This is a genomic window from Strawberry lethal yellows phytoplasma (CPA) str. NZSb11 (assembly GCF_000397185.1).
In the GTDB taxonomy this organism is placed as follows: domain Bacteria; phylum Bacillota_I; class Bacilli_A; order Acholeplasmatales; family Acholeplasmataceae; genus Phytoplasma; species Phytoplasma australiense.
The window spans coordinates 433683-452615 of record NC_021236.1; the positions used below are offsets into that span (position 1 = coordinate 433683).

Below are 18933 nucleotides of genomic sequence, written 5' to 3' on the forward strand. Positions count from 1 at the left end.
AATATTTTTACTCAAATATTTTCCAACTAATAAATTTTTCAAATAATATCAAAAAAACTAAAATATAATAAAACAAATGAAAAAATAATTATTTAAGTTCGCTAAGAAATAACAATTTTTTATAATTTATTATTTTATTATTTTTTGAAAATTGAAAATATAAACACTTGAAAATAAAAAAATGAAATGAAACTCATCATTGTGAAAAAAATACTAAATGCTAAATTTTCATAATTTATTAGATTTATAAAAAAATACCGGATAGAAAAATAAAATGAATTTCTTTATACAAGCGTAAATAATAAATTTAAAAATTCTTTAAAAAAGGGTCAATGTGCATAAGCCATGTTTTGTTCTTGTTAAAAAACAAGCGTGATCATTTATCTTCTACTAAAAAAGTAATGTAATCCTAACTTCATTTTGTTGAATTACATGCCCCTACCATTATTTTGGGTTGTTAGCTTGAGGGGTTTATCGCGTTTCACCTAATTATTTCTAATTAGCTCGTCTCTGTGACACTTTTAAGTTTTCGTTTCATAGATTTACATAAAATAGACCCTTAGAAACCGAAAACGCCGTTGTTTTCTTGCGAAAGCACTCTAAGTTATTTATTCCTTAGACACAAACACTACATGCAATCGCAGCATGTGCTAACATGGACTTTCCTAAGTTTAAAAAAACAATAAAGTTTTTAAACCTCGATCACCTTCCATCGACCTCTTTTATTTTATCAAATAATTAATCAATATGTTAAAAAAACTTTTTTTAAATGAATATAGTTCTGAAAAATGGGGGTTGAGGTTTGTGTTTTTTATGTGTTTGAAACATTCATTAACTAAAGATGAATAAGGGGGATAGCCACCTTATTTTGGTTTTTAAACTTTAAAACAAAAATCATTTAGTTTCGCAATGGGAAGAATTTGAAGAAATTAGAGAGTTGCTTTTTTAGATATTTTGTAAATCTTTATCCCTCCACTCTATAAGTCAAAAAAAATTATGAAGAATAATGAAAAAAATATTTTCTACTTTATTTTATCATTTTACTTAAAAAAATTTACAGCAAAATAACCTCCTTGTTTTTTGGTTTATTGTTGCGAGAAAAAAATAAAAAAAAGGTTAAAAAGAGTTAATTTTTTCTTGAATTTATAAACAATTTGGCTTCTAAAAAAACTTTAAAACCAAAAAAAATAATTTTCAAATTTTGTCTAAAAAGTTTTTGAAAAAACAATGTCATAAATTAAAAAAAGCCAAACAGGGGAAAAAAGTTATGTTAATGAAAGTTTTATCAAGCAAAATAATAAATATAAGATAAAATGTTTTTCTTTTTATTTTCTTAATAAATTTTTAATTTTTTTACCTTAATTTTTTATTTTGAAAAGATATGGAAATATCTCGTTGATTTTAAATTTTAAAGAATAATTGAGATTTCAAAATGTGATTAATAAAACAATCATCGTGGAGTTATTTTTAATGTATTTGATTTTGTCTTGAATATTCATTTGTTTACTCCTTAGTTGGTGTCTATTTGGCGGGGGACAACAAAACCTACTTCCTTAAATGTTTGCGTTTCCATATCGAAGTGATAAACTAAAGTTTGTTTACTGCCACTACGGTTTTTTTCGATGTTGACCTCAATAATTTTTTGGTTATCTTTTCCTCTTGCATCTTTGTATAATTGACTTACAGTTTCGTTATTGGAAGAAATAAGTTTTTCTTTATCTTTGGATGTTTTGGGGTTGAATTCAGACATTATTAAAACAATATCCGAGTTTGTCTCAATGCCTCCAGAACCTTTTAAAGTGGTTATTTCAGGGGATTCACCTTGGTAATTGCTGTAAATGTCTCTATAAAATTGTGATAAAATAATAATAATTTCTAATTTGGTTGCGAGTTCTTTGATTTTTTTCATGATTTCATCAATTGCTAAGCGGTCGTTTTCTAAATGTTTAGTTGATTTTATGATTTGGATATAGTCGATTACGACAATATCTACTTTTTTCTCTAAATGAAGGCGATAAAGTAAATTGACAATGTAATTAATGCTTTTGGATTTGTCATAATTAAAAGTTAAATTAAGGTGAGTAAATAAACGATTTGCAGATTCCATCCTTTCGATATAAATACTTGGCGTAATATCGGTTGCTTGAGGGTCAAAGTCTTTATCCAAAATAACATTTAAAGGAATTTGGGTATGATGCGCTAATAGGCGGATTAAGTTTTCTTTCCAAGTCATTTCGTATGAAAAAACGACCATATGTGGTTGTTCTTTGGATTCTTTAATCCTGGTTTGGGCTAAATCTAGTAATAAATTATAGACAAAAGTAGTTTTTCCTAAGCCTGTATAACCTCCGATTGTGATAACTTGACCTTTTTTAAATCCTTTAGTGTTTTTGTTTAACATTTCAAAATTGTCGGATAAACGATAATATTCTTCTTGGATTGTTTGTTTAGCAGAAACATCAGGGGATAAAAATTCAGGATTTGAAGAAATTGATTGTTTAAGAGTAAAACGGTCTTTATCGGATTCATTAGGAATGAGTAAGATGAACTCTTTTAGTTTGGCAAATATTTCTTTTATGTGTGAATCTACAAGATGAGGAGGGTATCCTTCCAAAGAAGAAGGTCTCAAGATTGTTAAAAATTGTTGATAAAGTTGAGTTTGGGTGTATGTATGTTTTAAATTGACTAGTAGGTGAGTATTGTCAATCGAGGAAGCATCAGTATCTAAAAAAATGAGGTGATTTGCAGTGATGTTTTCTTGAGGATAATGTTTCTGTAAATAAGTCAATAATTCGGATATAATAAATTGTCTGGTTTTCTTTCTGTTCAAAGAGCGAGAAAATGGTCCTTCAAGATTTAAATATTTTAAAGCATTAAAGATTTTTTGGTTTAATGGGTCTTGTAAGTGTTTAGGGTTAACTATTTGACAATAAAATTCTAAGCGTTTCCATTCTTCTTGTTTAATGTAATCGACAATTTGGATTAGGGCTTTTTGTTCGTTAGTTAGCATTTTTTTAATCTCCTTATTTTTTATTTTTAATTTTTAATGAATTTTCACTTTTTTAATTTGAAAAGATACTAAATTATTTATTTAATTTTAGTTTTAAATAATATTTTTTTAAATCAAAAATATTGACTTTTAAAACATTTTAAAATATAGTTTAATATTTAAAAAACTTCAAATAATTATTTTAAACGTCATTAAGGGACAAAAAAAGTTGCTTTAAAGTATTTAAGTTTTTGTTAATTGTGATTTTAAATGACACTTAATTTTAATTTAAGTTTTCTTCATTTCTTGTTTATTGCAATTGGAGATTGAATTTCTTTGTATAAAAGGTGTGTTATTGCTTGGTTGGAATGAAAGATGGAATTTTTAAAATCTCACTTTTTTCTTCAATTAATTTCAAAGGAATAGTCCACCATACTTGGCAACTCATACTAGATACAATTTTAAATTTTACTCCTTTTTCATTAGTTAAAAATTTATTATTTTTCTTTTTTTTCCAATTATTTTTTTCTTGTTCGCTTATTTTTAAAATGTCTTTCGGTAAATAATAAATCTGATAAATATGCCTTTCATCTATTTGTTCTTTTTCTTTGTTCTTGTGATATGGAACAGTAATTATAGAAGAATCGTTTCCGTTAATAAACTCAGTGATTTTCTTTTCATCATTTCCAAATCTTCCCAAACGATAACCAGAAAGGGTTAATTTTTGTTTTGATTTATCTATCTGTCCTGATTTAATTTTAATTTGTATCTCGTTATTAATTAAAATATCACAATATTGTTTAGTTTTGTTTTGTTTAGTTTTATTGTCGTTCCATGCAACAGAAACAGTATTCGAAAGGACGTCTTTAATACTTTTAAAAATTAATTCTTTTAACTGCCAACTACTTGCCAACTACTGCATCTACGATAATCAAAAAGTTGATGATATTTTGTTAAATATTTTTTTAAATTATTTACCATATCTGAATTTAATTTATACATTTTATGAATTTTTTAACACTTCCTTAATTAACATTACATAATCGGGGGGTTATTTCGATGCCGATATAATTTAAGTTTTTCTTTTTGGCAACTAAACATTCTGAACCTGAGCCAGCAAAAGGGATTAAAACATTGCCTTTTTGATTTTTCATAATCACTGAATCAATTAATTTATTAGTTAACATTTGAGGTTTTTGGGTAGGATGAATAATAGTTTGATGAGGGGATTGGTGGTTTTTTAGTTCTTTGGATCTAAAAATTTTACAATCACAAGTTTTACACAAAAAGAACCGTTCTTTAAAGCCTGCACCACCCGCCAAAGCAGGAACTTTGATGATATCACGCGGAAGAGCTCCTTTTTCGTTTACGCGATATAAAGTTTCGGAATTGCCAAAACGGCCTAAAGTGCCATTTCTTTTTTTTCCATCATATTTCAAAAAATTGGAAGTATAAGGTTCTCTAATTTGGTCGATATTAATTTTTGGTTTTTCGTTATTCCAAAGACATAAAATGGATTCATAAGAACGTTGCCAAAAACTACAAGAAGGCATGTTTTTGTTAGTATAATGCCAAGCCAAAATTCTTTGTTTATCATAAGGAAATTTCGCTGCTACACGAGCCAAAATTTCAGGAAAACCATACATATAAAAAATACCATCTGGGGTCAATAATTTAAGGCATTGTTTAATCCAAGTCAAAGACCATTTTAAATACTCATCTATTTCTAATAAATCGTGATTGTTACCAAAATTTTTGCCGATATTATAAGGTGGATCGGCGATAATTATATTGAATTTAATATTTTGAAGTTGGTTTAAAGATTCGCAAACATCACCTAAAATGATTGATGAAAAAGAATCAGTTGTATCAAGTGGATTGATTTTGTTTGTTAAATTATTATTTTGGAATTTTACTATATCCCTATTTGAGTCTTCGGTTTCAATTTGTTTAATCATTTTTTTAAAATATGTATTATAATTTTTAGGAATTGATTTTTGTTTTTCCCAACGTTTGATAGTTCCTTTATGAACTTGAAGAAAATTTAATATAAAATCTATGCCTTTGACATTTTTGATGTTTAAAAATGTATCAAAAGAAGTTACATTTTTCATTTTTTAAACCACTTTCTTCTTAATTATTATATTATATTTTTTCATTTTGCATAAATTTGTGATTTTAATTGTTCGCCTCCCTATGTTTTTTTATTTTTACATTGATTAGAGAGTTGCTTTTTTTAAATATTTTGTAAATCATTTTATAAATCTTTATCCCTCCACTCTATAAGTCAAAAAAAATTATGAAGAATAATAAAAAAAATTATTTTCTACTTTATTTTATCATTTTACTTAAAAAAATGTACAGCAAAATAACCTCCTTGTTTTTGGGTTTAATTTTTGGTTTATTGTTGCGAGAAAAAAATAAAAAAAGGTTAAAAAGAGTTAATTTTTTCTTGAATTTATAAACAATTTGGCTTCTAAAAAAAACTTTAAAACCAAAAAAATAATTTTCAAATTTTGTCTAAAAAGTTTTTGAAAAAACAATGTCATAAATTATAAAAAAACCAAACAGGAAATATTTGTTATAAATTAAAAAACTAATACTAGAAGCAAGCGAAAAAAAGGGATAAACTGTGTTAATAATTATTTTGGAAAAATACTTTTGTTATTCATCAGCTCCATTTTTCAGGACTATACTATATTTGTTTTAGATAGCCAAATAAAAAACTGCAACAAATCAAAATATGGTGCAATTTGTCTAAATTGTGTTTATTTACGATTTGTTGATTTGTTGATATAAATAAAAAAATATCATTAAATGGTTTTGTTTTTTGATGCTTTTAGGTTTTTAAGCTTATCGGGTTAATTTATTGAGTTTGTATCCCAAACTTTAATAAATAACAATTCATAATTGAATGGAATTAAAAATTATTAAAAAATTAGATAAGTTTTTTATTAAAAAAAACAAATTTTTCATCTGAAAAAATTATAAATTATCACAATATTTTAAAGTTTTTGGAAAAAACTAAAAGAAAAATTTGGAAATAGTTCAAATTAAAGTAATTTGTTTCTTTACTTATTTGGTTATTTTTGGATTAAAAATAAATATTTTTTTGACAAAAGCTATAATTTGGAGTACAATTTAAATAGGGGTATATAGCTTATATAAAAAAAATATTAATTTACCACTATGTTTAAAAATTACTCAATATCAATTCAAAAATTGATTAATTAATCTCGATAAATTTTCTTTAATTAAAAAAATAAGGAGCATGAAAATGTTAACTAATGTTTATGATCCCCTCAAAGGAAAAAAATTAGAAATTCTTGACGCTCAAGGAAATCTCGTAAACCCCGAATTAGAACCACAAATTGAAAAAAACATTTTATTAAAAATGTACAAAACTATGGTTTTAAGCAGACAAGCGGATTTGGCGGCTTTAAAATATCAACGTCAAGGAAGAATGGGCAATTACTTGCTTAATTCAGGTCAAGAAGCTTCTCAAGTTGGAGCTGCTGCTGCTTTGGCACCACAAGATTGGGTTTCACCTTACTATCGCGATGCTGGTATTTTTCTTTATCGCGGAGTTTCTTTAGAACAATTTTATCTTTATTGGTATGGCAATGAAAAAGGTTCTCAATTAGATCCTAAATTACGTATTTTGCCGGCTAATATTATTATTGGATCAAGTGTTAACTTAGGTGCTGGTTTAGCTTTTGCAAGTAAGTACCAAAATAAAAAAGAAGCAACAATTGCAACTATTGGTGATGGAGGAACTGCTCACGAAGAGTTTAACGCTGGCCTAAATTATGCAGCTGTTTTTCGAGTTCCTTTAGTAGTGTTGATTCAAAACAACCAATACTCTATTTCTAACCCTCGTAAAAACATTTCTAAAGCAGCAACTTTAGCTCAAAAATGTTATGCTTTTGGTATTCCAGGAATGCAAGTTGATGGCAACGATGTTTTAGCAGTTTATGTAGCAGTCAAAGAAGCCTTACAGCGCGCAAGAGATGGAGAAGGTCCGATTTTAATTGAAAACGTTGCTTACCGTCTAGAAGCTCACTCTACTAACGATAACGCCTCTGTTTATCGTAGCAAAGAAGAAGAAAACGAGTGGAGAAAAAAAGACCCTATTTTACGTTTCCAACTTTATTTAATTAAAAAAGGGTACCTCACTCAAGAACAAGTGAAACAAACAGAAGCAGAAGCTCAACAAGAAATAGTTTTAGCACATCAAAAAGTTGAAAAAGATGGCGGACAAATCAAATTAAGAGAAATTTTTGAATACACTTATGAAAAAATGACTCCTCAATTAGAAGAACAATACCAAGAATGCCAAGATTTTTTCAATCAGAAAGAAGGTAAATAATCATGGCTTTGATGACTTTATTACAAGCAATTAACCAAACTTTAGATAGTCAATTAAAAAAAGACCCCAATATGGTTGTTTTTGGTCAAGATGTAGGTAAATTAGGAGGAGTTTTTCGCGTTACTCAAGGATTACAAACTAAATACGGCGAAAATCGTGTTTTTAACACTCCTATTGCTGAATCAGCTATTATCGGAAGTGCCATTGGAATGGCAATGAACGGCTTAAAGCCAGTTGCAGAAATTCAATTTGACGGCTTTATTTTTGTAGGTCTGGAAGATTTATTCGCTCATGCAGCTCGTATGCGTAATCGTAGTCGCGGTACTCGCAGTGTTCCTATGGTAGTTAGAGTTCCTGTAGGTGGTGGGGTAAAATCTTTAGAACATCACTCTGAAAGTTTAGAAGTTATTTTAGGTTCTGTTCCTGGATTAAAAGTGGTAATTCCTTCTAACCCTTATGATGCCAAAGGTTTATTAATGGCAGCTATCAAAGACCCTGACCCGGTTATTTTTATGGAACCTAAAAGAATTTACCGCGGATTTAAACAAGAAGTGCCAGAACAAGATTATGAAGTTGAAATCGGTAAAGCTAAAATAGTTCAAGAAGGTTCAGATATTACCGTGGTTGCTTGGGGGGCGATGGTTCCAGAAACTCAATTAGCAATTAAACAAATTAATAATGAAGTTTCAGTTGAACTTATTGATTTAAGAAGCATTAACCCTATTGACCGCGAAACTGTTATTGAATCAGTTAAAAAAACAGGTCGTTTTTTAGTAGTTCATGAAGCTTGCAAAACTTATGGACCTGCTGGTGAACTAATCACTTTAGTTAATGAAAAAGCTTTTTTACATTTAGAAGCCGCTCCATCAAGAGTTACTGGCAACGATATCACAATGCCTTTAGCCAAAGGAGAACATTATCAATTTTTAAGTCCTGAAAAAATAGCTGCTGCTATTCGCAAAGTAGCTTTAGAAGAATAAACATAACAAGGAGAAAAAATATGTTTGAATTTAAATTTGCTGATGTTGGAGAAGGTATTCATGAAGGAACCATTACAAGATGGTTTTTTAAAAAAGGCGATTCCGTTAAGAAAGATGATGTTTTAGTTAAAATAGAAACAGATAAATTAGATGTTGAATTAACTTCTCCTGCGACAGGAACTATCATTAAGATGACTCACAAAGAAGGGGATGTGATTAATGTCGGAGAAACACTAGTTTTAATTAAAGAACCAGGAGATTCTGAAATAGAAGTAAAAACCGAAAAAACCCCTTCATCCCACACTTCTTCTAAAGAAGAAAAAACACCTTCATTTCAACCAAAATCTAATGACAATCAAAAAATATTGGCAACTCCTTTAGTAAGAAGTTTAGCAAAAGAATTAGGAGTTGATTTAACTAAAGTAAAAGGGACTGGTTTTGGGGGAAAAATCTTAAAAGCAGATATCCTTTCAAATCAAAAACAAACTCAAACACCAAGCCCTTTAATGACTCAAAGTTCTCAATTAACCTCAATGGATTCAGTTGCTCAAACAGAAGTTGTGAAAATTTCGCGTTTAAGAAAAGCAATTGCCCAAAAAATGGTCCTTTCCAAAAGCAACATTCCAGAAACAAATTTAATGGATGAAGTAAACATCACAGCTTTAGTTAATTTAAGAAAACAACTTAAAGAAGAAGCTGAAAAACAAGGAATTAAACTAACTTTTATGGCTTTTATTATGAAAGCTGTTGCAATCGCTTTGAAAGAATTCCCTCTTTTTAATGCTAGTTATGATGAACCTAAAGAAGAAATTATTTTCAAAAAATTTATTAATTTAGGAATTGCAGTTGATACTAAAGATGGTCTAATTGTTCCTAATGTTAAAAACGCTTATCCGTTAAGTCTTTTGGAATTAGCAAAAAACTTACAAGAAGTAGTCAAAGCAACCATCGAAAGAAAAGTTCAATTAGAACAACTACAAAATAGCACCTTTACAATTACTAATTTTGGATCTTTAGATATTAGTTATGGAACCCCTGTAATTAATTATCCTGAAGTAGCAATTTTGGGTGTTGGAAAAATCTCCAAAAAACCAATTGTAGAAAATAATCAAATTGTTGTTGCTGATATGTTGCCGCTTTCTCTTGCAATCGACCACCGTATTATCGATGGAGCTGATGGAGGAAGTTTCTTAAAACGAATTAAAGAATTATTAAAATCACCTACTTTATTATTTTTATCCTAAATGAAGAAAGTATAACATAAATATGAAAAATTATGATATTTTAATAATCGGTGGAGGACCGGGAGGATATGTGGCCGCAATCAAGGCGGCCCAATTAGGGGCTAAAGTTGCTTTAGTTGAAGATCATAAATTAGGCGGCATTTGTCTTAATTATGGATGCATTCCTACCAAAACTTATTTAAAAAGTGCCAAAGTTTATCAAACTATCCAACATGCTCAAGATTTTGGCATTACACTTAATCAACCGCCCACTTTTAATTGGCTTGCTATTTTTAATCGTAAAAATAAAATTGTCAATCAATTAACTAGTGGCATCGCTTTTTTACTTAAAAAAAATAAAGTTGATGTTTATAATGGGTTTGCAGTTCCTCTTTCTCCTCAAAAAATCCAAGTTAATAAAGAAATATTAGAAACTGAAAAACTTATTATTGCAACAGGCGCTACCGCCTTTATTCCTCCAATTCCAGGAGCTTTAGAAGCTTATCAAAAAAATATTTTAAAAACTAGCAAAGAATTATTGCAATTAGACAAACATCCCAAAAATATTATTATTATCGGCGGCGGAGTAATTGGGGTTGAATTTGCTACCATTCATAAATCTTTTGGTGCTGAAGTTACTATTTTAGAAAGACAAAGCAATATTTTAAATGGTTCAGATCATGATATTGTTAACGCTTACACTAAAAGGTTAAAAAGTGATGGAATTAATGTTTTAACAGAAGTTCAAATCAATTCAATTCAAGGTCATAAAGTTACCTATACTCACCAAAATATTCAAACCACTCAAGAAGCAGAAGTTATTTTAATGGCTGCAGGAACAAAACCTAATTTGGCTGGTTTAGAAAAACTTGATTTAGAAAAAAATAACAATAGTATTGTTACTGATGAATTTTTACAAACTTCTATTCCTGGAGTTTATGCAATCGGTGATGTTAACGGTAAGTATATGTTGGCTCACGTAGCTAGTCATGAAGGAATTATTGCCGTAATGCATGCTTTAGGCAAAGGAGAACATGGTATAAATTATAATCGTATTCCTTCTTGTATTTATGGCTTTCCTGAAATTGCTTCTATCGGAATGACCGAACAAGATGCCCAAATGAAAAAAATAGATTATAAAGTTTCTAAAGTTCCACTTTCTGCCATCGGAAAAGCTTTAGCTGATGGTGAAAAAGAAGGATTTGCTAAAATTATTGTTGATAAAAAACATTTAGAGATTATTGGTATGCATATTTATGCTTATAATGCAACTGAATTAATTAGCGAAATTGCTGTTGGAATGGAATTAGAAGGAACAGCATATGAATTGGCCCAAGCAATTCATCCTCATCCAACATTATCAGAATTAACTTTTGAAGCTCTTTTAGGTGCTATCGACAAACCTATTCACGTTTAAAAATGAAGACAAATAAAAACTAACTTTTTTTAAGTTAGCTTTTTTTATTTTATTCAAAATCCATAAATTAATTTATTCTTTTGTCCAATTTAGTCAAAATTATAATTAATTATCTAGATTTATTATAAACATATAAACAATAGTTAAAAAAATCTTCATCCAATTAACTATTGTTTATTTTTTTCAAACGATTTTTATTAAATTGCAAAGTTGATAAAAGATTAATTAACTTAGACAAGCCGCTTTTTATATTTTTTAGATTGTTAATTTTCAAAAAATCTAATGTTAAATATGTCTTTGAAAGCGGGGAACCAACTTTTTTAATTTTTTTCAAAACGATTTTTATTAAATTGCAAAGTTGATAAATATTTTAAAATATAATGTTTTTTTATTAACTAGTTTTTAAGTATTTAAAGCCACAAAAAAATTGAAAAAATTATTTAGTTAGTTTAGTTTAATTTGAAAATTATGAAAAAAACTTTGTAGTTTTCAAAAATTAAAAATAAGAATAAAAAGGTATAAAAAATGTTAATAGATACCCATGCACATCTGAATGTTGCAAATTATGACAAAGATTTAGACGAAGTTTTAAAAAGGGCTTTTCAAAATGATGTCAAAAAAATGATTGTAGTCGGAATGGATCAAAAAAGCAATCAAAAAGCTTTTGAGATAGCTAACAAATACAAAGAAATAATGGTCTCTTTTGGGATTCATCCTTGTTCAGAATTTCCAAAAGAAACCTCAGAAAGTATTATTAAATACCTCAAGCATCCTCAAACAGTTGCTGTTGGCGAAATTGGACTAGATTTACATCATCGACAAGACAATTTAGATATTCAAAAAAAGATTTTTCAAGAACAAGTCAAAATAGCAATTCAATATAATTTACCAATCATCATTCATGCTCGTAAAGCTTTTGAAGATGTTTATCGTTTGTTATTGCCTTTTAAAAACCAAATTAGAGGGGTTTTTCATTGTTTGGTTTTTAGCAGTAAAGAAGTTCAAATGGCTTTGGAATTAGGTTTTTATATAGGAATTGGCGGGGTTGTAACTTTTGAAAATATTCCAGTGGCAGCAACAATTGCCAAAAACACTCCTTTAAATAAAATCTTATTAGAAACAGATTCTCCTTATTTAACCCCTTATCCTTTCAAAGGGAAAAGAAACGAACCCGCAAACATTAAAATTATTGCTCAAAAAATAGCTCAATTAAAAAACCTTTCTTTGCAAGAGGTAGCGCAACAAACAAGTAATAATGTCGCTCAACTTTTTTGCAACAAAACCTCTTTTTGAGTTTTTATTTTGGTAATTATATAGAGTCTTTTTTTGCTACCTTTAAAAAGGAGTGAATGCGATTTTACGACCTTAGAAAAGTTAGCAAAGATTAATTAATTAATTTAAATACTACTATGCAATATTATAATTATGAAAGGAAAACATTAATCCATCAAGGATTGACTCAAACCAAAAGTCGCCAAGAGATTTTAGGAGAACTTAACCGAAAAGATATATTTTTAATTTAATAAAATCTTTAGTTTTTAAATTAAAAAAAATAGCCCTCTAGCTTGAGGGCTTTAATTATTGCAAAAAAATCTTTTTATTAATTTTTGTTGTTGACAAAAATTTTTTAATGATTACAATATTAGTAAGTTAGTAAAAAGTAATGTTTTAGAAAATGGTGGCAAACATTTGGGAATAAATTTTTATCATTGGAAAAATACTTTTGCTTATTAAAAAAACCAATATTTTTGAGTATTCACCTATTGTTCTTTTTTATTTTGAATATTCTGATTAAAGATAAAGTAGATATTATTAATTATTTATAAATTTGTTCTTTTGTAAAAATATTTTAATAATTTTATTTCTCTTAAAAATTTTTATAATACCTTGATATTCATTATTTTCAAGTTTTGGATTTTTATGTTCAAATTTACCGATAAAATATTTTTTTCATTAATGTTTTTTTGTGTTTTATTAGGGGGGGGTTTATTTTGTTTTTTTATCATCTATTTTTATTGTTTTATTATTTGGATTATCTTTTTTTTTGGCTGAATTGCTTTAATAACCTCATCAAGATAATCTTGGATTTGTTTTGCTTTATTTAGTATACGAGAGGTTATTTTTTTATCTATAGCATCTTTTAATATTTGTAAAACAATTTTTTTGTCAAAATCATTTAATTCATAATTATCTTTTATTTTTATTTGTTTTTTAAATGGGCCTGATTCTAAAACTCTTTTTATAATAGATGCATTATTTTTTATTGATAATAAAATGTTTTTATCTGACAAACTGTTGTCTAAAATTTCGAACCAATCGGGTAATTTAATACCTTTTTCTTTATCAGCTAAAATTCGTTCTATAATAGACAATGGTTTAAAAATAGAATTTATCTTATGACTCAAATTTATTTCTTTCTTAGCGTCTTTTTTTTGGAAATACTCCATACACCAAAAATCCATTTCAGTAAAATTTTTTGATTTCGAATAGCAAATTTTTTAATTTTTTTACTTTCGTTTGGAACTAAATTAGAGTCATTAAGTATTTTTATAGCAGTTAATCTTCTGTTACCATCTAGTACTAGATATTTATCACTATTTGAATTTTCTTTTGTAATGATAAAATATTTACGTTTACAAAAACCATTAGAAACTATAGATTTCATAAGTTTTAACAGTGTATATTGATTATCTTTATCACAAAATTTTTGGATAGCTTCTAATTCATTTGTTAAATGTTTATTTAAATATCTATCTAAACTATGTCTATAATGTTCTTTATTAACAATTAATTGAGATAATTTTAATTGAATGAATTGATGTTTTTTTGTTTTCATACATTAATTTCCTTAAATAATAATTTTTTTAATATAATGAAATAATGTTGAATCAGTTAATATAGTTTTTTTGTGTTGAATATTTCATTTCTTAATTATAGCAAATTATTATTAAACTTTATTTTAATAAAAAAAATATTTATCTAGATTTGAGTCATTTTATAAATTATTATTGGATTTTTACCATATTTAATATATTTTGTTATTGATAATAATGCACTATTCCGTGTTTTTAGTCATTTTTGTTTTAAAAAAACTTTAAAACTAAAATAAATAGATGGTTTCATATTCTTTCAAACTAACAAAAAAATCAATTAAACTAAAAAATGTTTAAGTTTTTTTCATAATTTGATAAATGCATGAGCTATTTTTTTAATTTTTTAACCTTGATAATTATATATTGGAAAAAATTTCAAAAACATGCCCCAAAAAATAAATTTTAATTTAAGTTTTTTTATTCATTTGAAAAAATTTTAATTAGCAATCTTTTTAAGTGGGGGTAAAATTATCTCAAAAAAAGGAAACAAAAAAAGTAATATAAATTATATAAAAATTTAACTTATTAAAGGAAACAAAAAAAGTAATATAAATTATATAAAAATTTAACTTATTAAAAAAAGCTAAACCTTAAAAATTTAGCTTTTTTATTATTTGATTGGTTTTAATTGCATATAAAGAGATAATCCTAAGCAAGATACAGTCAAAAGAGTAATAACGAAATTAAGAAAAAATCGTTCCCCTTTAATTTTGCGAGTTTGGCTAGAACCAAAAGAACCGCCACCCATAGAAATAAAATCATCGCTATCAGATAATAACAAAGCACTTAAAATAATTAAAACAGAAACGAAAGTCCAAATAGCTCTATTATTGACAACATCATTATAAAAATCCATAATTACTTTTCCTTTCATTTATTAAATTTAATTATATTTTTTGAAGATATTTGAACGAATTTTCAAACATTTTAGTTTTTTTGGGATTTACAAATTCAACAATTATATTGTTTCTTTCCAATTCTAAAACTATTCCCAAACCAAAAAGGTTATGTCTTACCTGATCGCCTTTTTGATTTATTAAATTTAATTATATTTTTTGAAGATATTTGAACGAATTTTCAAACATTTTAGTTTTTTTGGGATTTACAAATTCAACAATTATATTGTTTCTTTCCAATTCTAAAACTATTCCCAAACCAAAAAGGTTATGTCTTACCTGATCGCCTTTTTGAAATGGTTTTTGCGTTTGCGAAAGAAAATAATTTTTTCTTGACCCAAAGCCCATTTCTTTAAAAAATACTGATGGTTCATGCGAAAAATTTTTTCCAAATAACATTCTTTGAGAAACGCCCGTTAAAAATAATTTTTCTTGTGCTCTTGTGACGGCAACATAAGTAAGTCGCCTTGATTCTTGTATATCATCTAAATCATCGAAAAATTCTTTTTCTAAGCCCGCCAGAAAAACAACTTTAAACTCTAAACCTTTAACTTTATGAATAGTTGCTAATTTAACACGATTGTTGGCTTTATTACCAGAAGAATTGTTGATTTTAGTTTCATTATTCAAAGATACTTCTTCTAAAAAATTATTTATTTTTTGTAAATTACTGCCTTGAAAACTTTCATCTATTTGATTTAAAATGGATTTTAATTCTTCTATAGCAACTAACGATGATTGCTCTTCGTTAGATTTTTGAGGGTTTTTTTGAGTTTCAAGAGATATTTGATAAGAATATTGAGTTTTTTGATCAACATAAGTAATTATATCGCTCAATTTCTCAAATTCATTGTTTATTATTTTATTATTCAACTCTTCAATCAAACAATAAAATTGATAAAGTTGTTTTTGAGTTTTGTCGCTAACAGGAATATCTTTGTAATCTTTTAAAATTTCAAAAAAGGAACGTTCTTTTTCTTGAACTATTTTTTCTAAACATGTTATAGTAATTTTTCCAATTTGTCTTTTGGGAACGTTAATAACTCGTCTTAAATAAAAATCTTGCAAAGGGTTGACAGCTAAATGTAAATAAGCTAGGAAATCCTTGACTACTTTTTTTTGATAAAAAGATAAGTTTCCTAAAAACATATAAGGGATGCCTGCACTAATAAGGTATTTTTCCAAAAAATGTCCCAAAGAATTAACGCGGTATAAAATAGCAAAATCTCGATAATTATAATGATAAATTTGGACTAAATGTTTTATTTTTTGAACTATATATTGTGCCTCAATTCTGCTATCTACAAAAAAATGAGCGTTAACTTTAGTTCCTTTACCTTTGACGCTATTTAACTTTTTTTTAAAAGGATGATCTTTATTATAACTAATTAAGAGATTCGCTTTTTCTAAAATATTTTCAGAAGAACGATAATTTTGTTTAAGGACATATATTTGAGGATTAAATTTATTTAAAAATAATTGACTATTTCCAAAACAAGCACCTCTAAAAGAATAAATATTTTGATCAGGATCGCCCACAACAAAAATACAAGGATTTTTTTCAGTTAAAAAAGTTAAAATTTGATATTGATAAAAATCGGTATCTTGAAATTCATCCACTAAAATATATTGGAATTTTTTTTGCCAAAATTGTTTTATTTCTGGATATTCTTTTAATAATTGATAAGTATATAAAATTAAATCATTAAAATCAACTAAATTATTTTTTTGAAGATATTTTTGATATTGATTCTTAATTTTTACAATTAAAGGATTGTTGTTTTGAGTTGAGGTTTGTTGATGTTGCAAAAATTCGTTAGTCTTTTTTTTAAGTCTAAAAACTTCTTTCCTCAAATTATCGATATTTTCTACCTTCTGGATATCAAAATTGACCTCTTTGGCAACTATCTTAAGGATTTGGTTGCATTCTTTATCATTTAAAATAATGAAATTTCTGTTATAGTTAAAAGGCAAAATATTAATAAATTGTCTTAAAATACGGTTCCCTAAAGCATGAAAAGTCAAAATATTGACTCCTTTGCTTTTTTCTCCAATCATTTCCAAGATTTTGTTTTTCATTTGGTCAGCAGCTTTGTTAGTGAAAGTAAGTGTTAAAATGTTTTTGCTCAAAAAATTTTGTTTTTCAATTAAATAAGCAATTTTAGTAGTTAAAGTAGTCGTTTTGCCAGTTCCTGCACCAGCCAATAAATAAGTAGCCAAAGATTTGGAGGTAGCCGCTTCTACTTGATTTTTATTTAATTTTTTTAACCAACTATCTATTTTAGATGACATTATTGAACCTTTTTATTTCAAATTACTTACTTTTAAACTTACTATTTTATTAAAATGTAATTTTTTATCTGCTTTTTTTTCTAAAACAAAAAAACCTTGTCTTAAAAATTGGATTGGGTTTTTAAGATTTTCAGCTTCTAAACTTTTTTCAACAAAACCTTTTTGGATTTGATAAGAATTGTGATTAAAAGAACCGTTTTCTGTTAAAAGTTCTTCAAATAAATGAAAATGAGCTTCTAAGGCTGTTGTACTTTCCACAAAATGAATAGTTCCGTTGGGCCTACGACCTTTAAAGCCACTACCGCTTTTGGTTTGAGGATCATAAGTTGCAATCACTTCAATAACTTCTCCTTGAACGTTTTTAACAACATCACAAGCTTTAATGAAATAAGCATGAAATAAACGTACTTCTTCGCCTAAAACTAATCTTTTATATTGAGGGTCTGGCTTGACAAGGGAAAAATCATCTTTTTCAATATATAAATGACGGGAAAAATAAATTTCTCTTGTTTTTTCTTCATTGTGTTCTTTCGGAAAAAAAGGGGCCGTTAATTTTTCTATTTGATTTTCTGGATAATTAATAATAGTTACTTTTAAAGGATTTGTAATTGCCATCCTTGGAAAAGCTTGAGGACGCAAATCATTTCTAACGAATGCATCTAACATGTCTTTTTTGACCGTGGAATTAACTTTTGATAAACCTGTTTCTAAAATAAAATTTTTAATGGCTTGGGGCGTGTAGCCTTTTTTTCTGATTCCTGATAAAGTAGGCATGCGAGGGTCATCCCAACCAAAAACCTTTTTTTCTTCCACCAAACTTTTTAGATGTCTCTTACTCATTAAAGTTTGAGCTAAATTAAGTCTTCCAAATTCAATTTGACGCGGAATATAAGAAACTTGAGTTTTTTGAATAACCCAATCATATAAAGGTCTGTGATCTTCAAATTCTAAAGAGCATAAAGAATGACTAATTTTTTCAAAAGAATCTTCTAAAGGATGAGCGTAATCATAAGTAGGGAAAATATGCCAATGTTTTTTGTTTAAAGTACGAGCTGAAAGAATGCGATAAAGAACAGGGTCTCTTAAATTAAGATTAGGACTTGACATGTCAATTTTGGCTCGCAAAACCTTACTGCCTTCAGCAAATTTTCCTTCTTTCATTTCGATAAAAAGTTTTTTGTTATCTTCTATGCTACGTTCGCGACAACGTGAATTTGTTCCTTTTTCTAATAAATTACCTCTTAATTTAGTAATCTCTTCAGCAGATAAATCATCTACATAAGCGTGTCCTTGCTGAATCAAAAAAAGGGCTTTTTCAAACATTTGATCAAAATAATCAGAAGCAAACGTAATTTTATCAGGTTTATAACCTAGCCATATTATATCTTGCAAAATAGCATCAACATAAACTTGTTTTTCGTTGTTTGGGTTAGTGTCATCATAACGCAAATAAGTTTTACCGTTAAAAAACTTAGCTAATTCAAAATTAATAATAATAGCTCTTGCGTGTCCTAAATGCAAAAATCCATTAGGTTCGGGCGGAAAACGTGTGATAATTTGTCTACATTTATTTTCTTCTAAATCTTTTTGGATAATAGTTTTAATAAAATTAGAGTTTAGTTTTGTTTCTTTTAGTTTTTGCATATTTACAATCCTGTTTCTTTTTTTTAAATTTTAAAAATAATTTTTAAATAAAAAAACTCTATATAAATATTTTATCAAAGAAACTAAATAAATAAGAATCTTTTTGATTATCTTGTGAAAAAAATGGTGGTTTTCAAATCATTTATTAAAATAGTTTGCCTGAAAAAAGCAAAAACAACCTTGCAACAAGTGGGTTTAAAAAAATTAACGATGCGAAATGATAAATCATGATTGTTTGTGCAGTTTATTA

The 18933-nt window shown here is 27.2% G+C and carries 13 protein-coding genes and 1 other RNA gene; 5 read left to right on the plus strand and 9 right to left on the minus strand.

What is annotated here, in order from left to right; translation table 11 throughout:
- Nucleotides 1-334 precede the first annotated feature (334 nt).
- The 4 genes from rnpB to SLY_RS02125 form a co-directional block, all read right to left on the minus strand.
- Nucleotides 335-714, minus strand: an RNA gene (gene rnpB / locus SLY_RS04970) — RNase P RNA component class B.
- Between the two features lie 796 nt (nucleotides 715-1510).
- Complete coding sequence (locus SLY_RS02115) at nucleotides 1511-3010, minus strand: replicative DNA helicase (RefSeq protein ID WP_041784322.1); 1500 nt, start codon at nucleotides 3008-3010, stop codon at nucleotides 1511-1513.
- Nucleotides 3011-3341: 331 nt separating this feature from the next.
- Nucleotides 3342-3902, minus strand: a complete 561-nt coding sequence (locus tag SLY_RS02120) for a hypothetical protein (RefSeq protein ID WP_015637974.1) — start codon at nucleotides 3900-3902, stop codon at nucleotides 3342-3344.
- Between the two features lie 112 nt (nucleotides 3903-4014).
- Nucleotides 4015-5103, minus strand: a complete 1089-nt coding sequence (locus SLY_RS02125) for a DNA-methyltransferase (protein WP_015637976.1) — start codon at nucleotides 5101-5103, stop codon at nucleotides 4015-4017.
- A 1163-nt stretch (nucleotides 5104-6266) separates the two neighbouring features.
- On the opposite strand from SLY_RS02125, the gene pdhA reads away from it, so the two are divergent.
- The 5 genes from pdhA to SLY_RS02155 all read left to right on the plus strand — a co-directional run bounded on the left by pdhA (nucleotide 6267) and on the right by SLY_RS02155 (nucleotide 12271).
- Nucleotides 6267-7358 (plus strand): pyruvate dehydrogenase (acetyl-transferring) E1 component subunit alpha, encoded by a 1092-nt coding sequence (gene pdhA, locus SLY_RS02130; RefSeq protein ID WP_012359148.1) that lies wholly within the window; start codon nucleotides 6267-6269, stop codon nucleotides 7356-7358.
- A 2-nt stretch (nucleotides 7359-7360) separates the two neighbouring features.
- A complete protein-coding gene (locus SLY_RS02135) occupies nucleotides 7361-8338 on the plus strand; it encodes an alpha-ketoacid dehydrogenase subunit beta (RefSeq protein WP_012359149.1) in 978 nt (325 codons plus the stop codon).
- Between the two features lie 20 nt (nucleotides 8339-8358).
- Entirely contained in the window at nucleotides 8359-9582 is a 1224-nt protein-coding gene (locus SLY_RS02140; protein ID WP_015637979.1) for a dihydrolipoamide acetyltransferase family protein, read from the plus strand.
- A gap of 22 nt (nucleotides 9583-9604) precedes the next feature.
- Nucleotides 9605-10978, plus strand: a complete 1374-nt coding sequence (gene lpdA, locus SLY_RS02145; protein ID WP_015637980.1) for a dihydrolipoyl dehydrogenase — start codon at nucleotides 9605-9607, stop codon at nucleotides 10976-10978.
- A 525-nt stretch (nucleotides 10979-11503) separates the two neighbouring features.
- Nucleotides 11504-12271 carry a TatD family hydrolase gene (locus SLY_RS02155; protein ID WP_012359152.1) on the plus strand — a complete coding sequence of 256 codons (768 nt, stop codon included), beginning with the start codon at nucleotides 11504-11506 and terminating at the stop codon, nucleotides 12269-12271.
- Between the two features lie 719 nt (nucleotides 12272-12990).
- On the opposite strand, the gene SLY_RS02160 is transcribed toward SLY_RS02155, so the two are convergent.
- The 5 genes from SLY_RS02160 to glnS all read right to left on the minus strand — a co-directional run bounded on the left by SLY_RS02160 (nucleotide 12991) and on the right by glnS (nucleotide 18683).
- On the minus strand, nucleotides 12991-13440 hold the full coding sequence (locus SLY_RS02160) for a hypothetical protein (protein WP_148284437.1): 450 nt from the start codon (nucleotides 13438-13440) through the stop codon (nucleotides 12991-12993).
- Nucleotides 13386-13814: a hypothetical protein gene (locus SLY_RS02165; RefSeq protein ID WP_015637983.1), complete on the minus strand. Its 429-nt coding sequence runs from the start codon at nucleotides 13812-13814 to the stop codon at nucleotides 13386-13388. Before SLY_RS02165 ends, SLY_RS02160 begins: the two co-directional genes overlap by 55 nt.
- Nucleotides 13815-14461: 647 nt before the next feature.
- The gene (locus tag SLY_RS02170) at nucleotides 14462-14707 is read right to left on the minus strand and encodes a hypothetical protein (protein WP_235043297.1); all 246 of its coding nucleotides are present in this window, start codon (nucleotides 14705-14707) and stop codon (nucleotides 14462-14464) included.
- Between the two features lie 190 nt (nucleotides 14708-14897).
- A complete protein-coding gene (locus tag SLY_RS02175) occupies nucleotides 14898-17039 on the minus strand; it encodes an ATP-dependent helicase (protein ID WP_015637985.1) in 2142 nt (713 codons plus the stop codon).
- 12 nt (nucleotides 17040-17051) lie between these two features.
- Nucleotides 17052-18683, minus strand: coding sequence for a glutamine--tRNA ligase (gene glnS, locus SLY_RS02180; protein WP_015637986.1), 1632 nt, complete (start codon nucleotides 18681-18683; stop codon nucleotides 17052-17054).
- Between the last annotated feature and the right edge of the window lie 250 nt (nucleotides 18684-18933).

Bases quoted from the DNA above. Each gene is read 5' to 3' on its own strand.
- SLY_RS02115 (WP_041784322.1), bottom strand. From the start codon at position 3,010: ATGCTAACTAACGAACAAAAAGCCCTAATCCAAATTGTCGATTACATT.
- SLY_RS02140 (WP_015637979.1), top strand. From the start codon at position 8,359: ATGTTTGAATTTAAATTTGCTGATGTTGGAGAAGGTATTCATGAAGGA.
- SLY_RS02170 (WP_235043297.1), bottom strand. From the start codon at position 14,707: ATGGATTTTTATAATGATGTTGTCAATAATAGAGCTATTTGGACTTTC.
- SLY_RS02175 (WP_015637985.1), bottom strand. From the start codon at position 17,039: ATGTCATCTAAAATAGATAGTTGGTTAAAAAAATTAAATAAAAATCAA.
- SLY_RS02165 (WP_015637983.1), bottom strand. From the start codon at position 13,814: ATGAAAACAAAAAAACATCAATTCATTCAATTAAAATTATCTCAATTA.
- lpdA (WP_015637980.1), top strand. From the start codon at position 9,605: ATGAAAAATTATGATATTTTAATAATCGGTGGAGGACCGGGAGGATAT.
- glnS (WP_015637986.1), bottom strand. From the start codon at position 18,683: ATGCAAAAACTAAAAGAAACAAAACTAAACTCTAATTTTATTAAAACT.
- SLY_RS02125 (WP_015637976.1), bottom strand. From the start codon at position 5,103: ATGAAAAATGTAACTTCTTTTGATACATTTTTAAACATCAAAAATGTC.
- SLY_RS02155 (WP_012359152.1), top strand. From the start codon at position 11,504: ATGTTAATAGATACCCATGCACATCTGAATGTTGCAAATTATGACAAA.
- pdhA (WP_012359148.1), top strand. From the start codon at position 6,267: ATGTTAACTAATGTTTATGATCCCCTCAAAGGAAAAAAATTAGAAATT.
- SLY_RS02160 (WP_148284437.1), bottom strand. From the start codon at position 13,440: ATGGATTTTTGGTGTATGGAGTATTTCCAAAAAAAAGACGCTAAGAAA.
- SLY_RS02135 (WP_012359149.1), top strand. From the start codon at position 7,361: ATGGCTTTGATGACTTTATTACAAGCAATTAACCAAACTTTAGATAGT.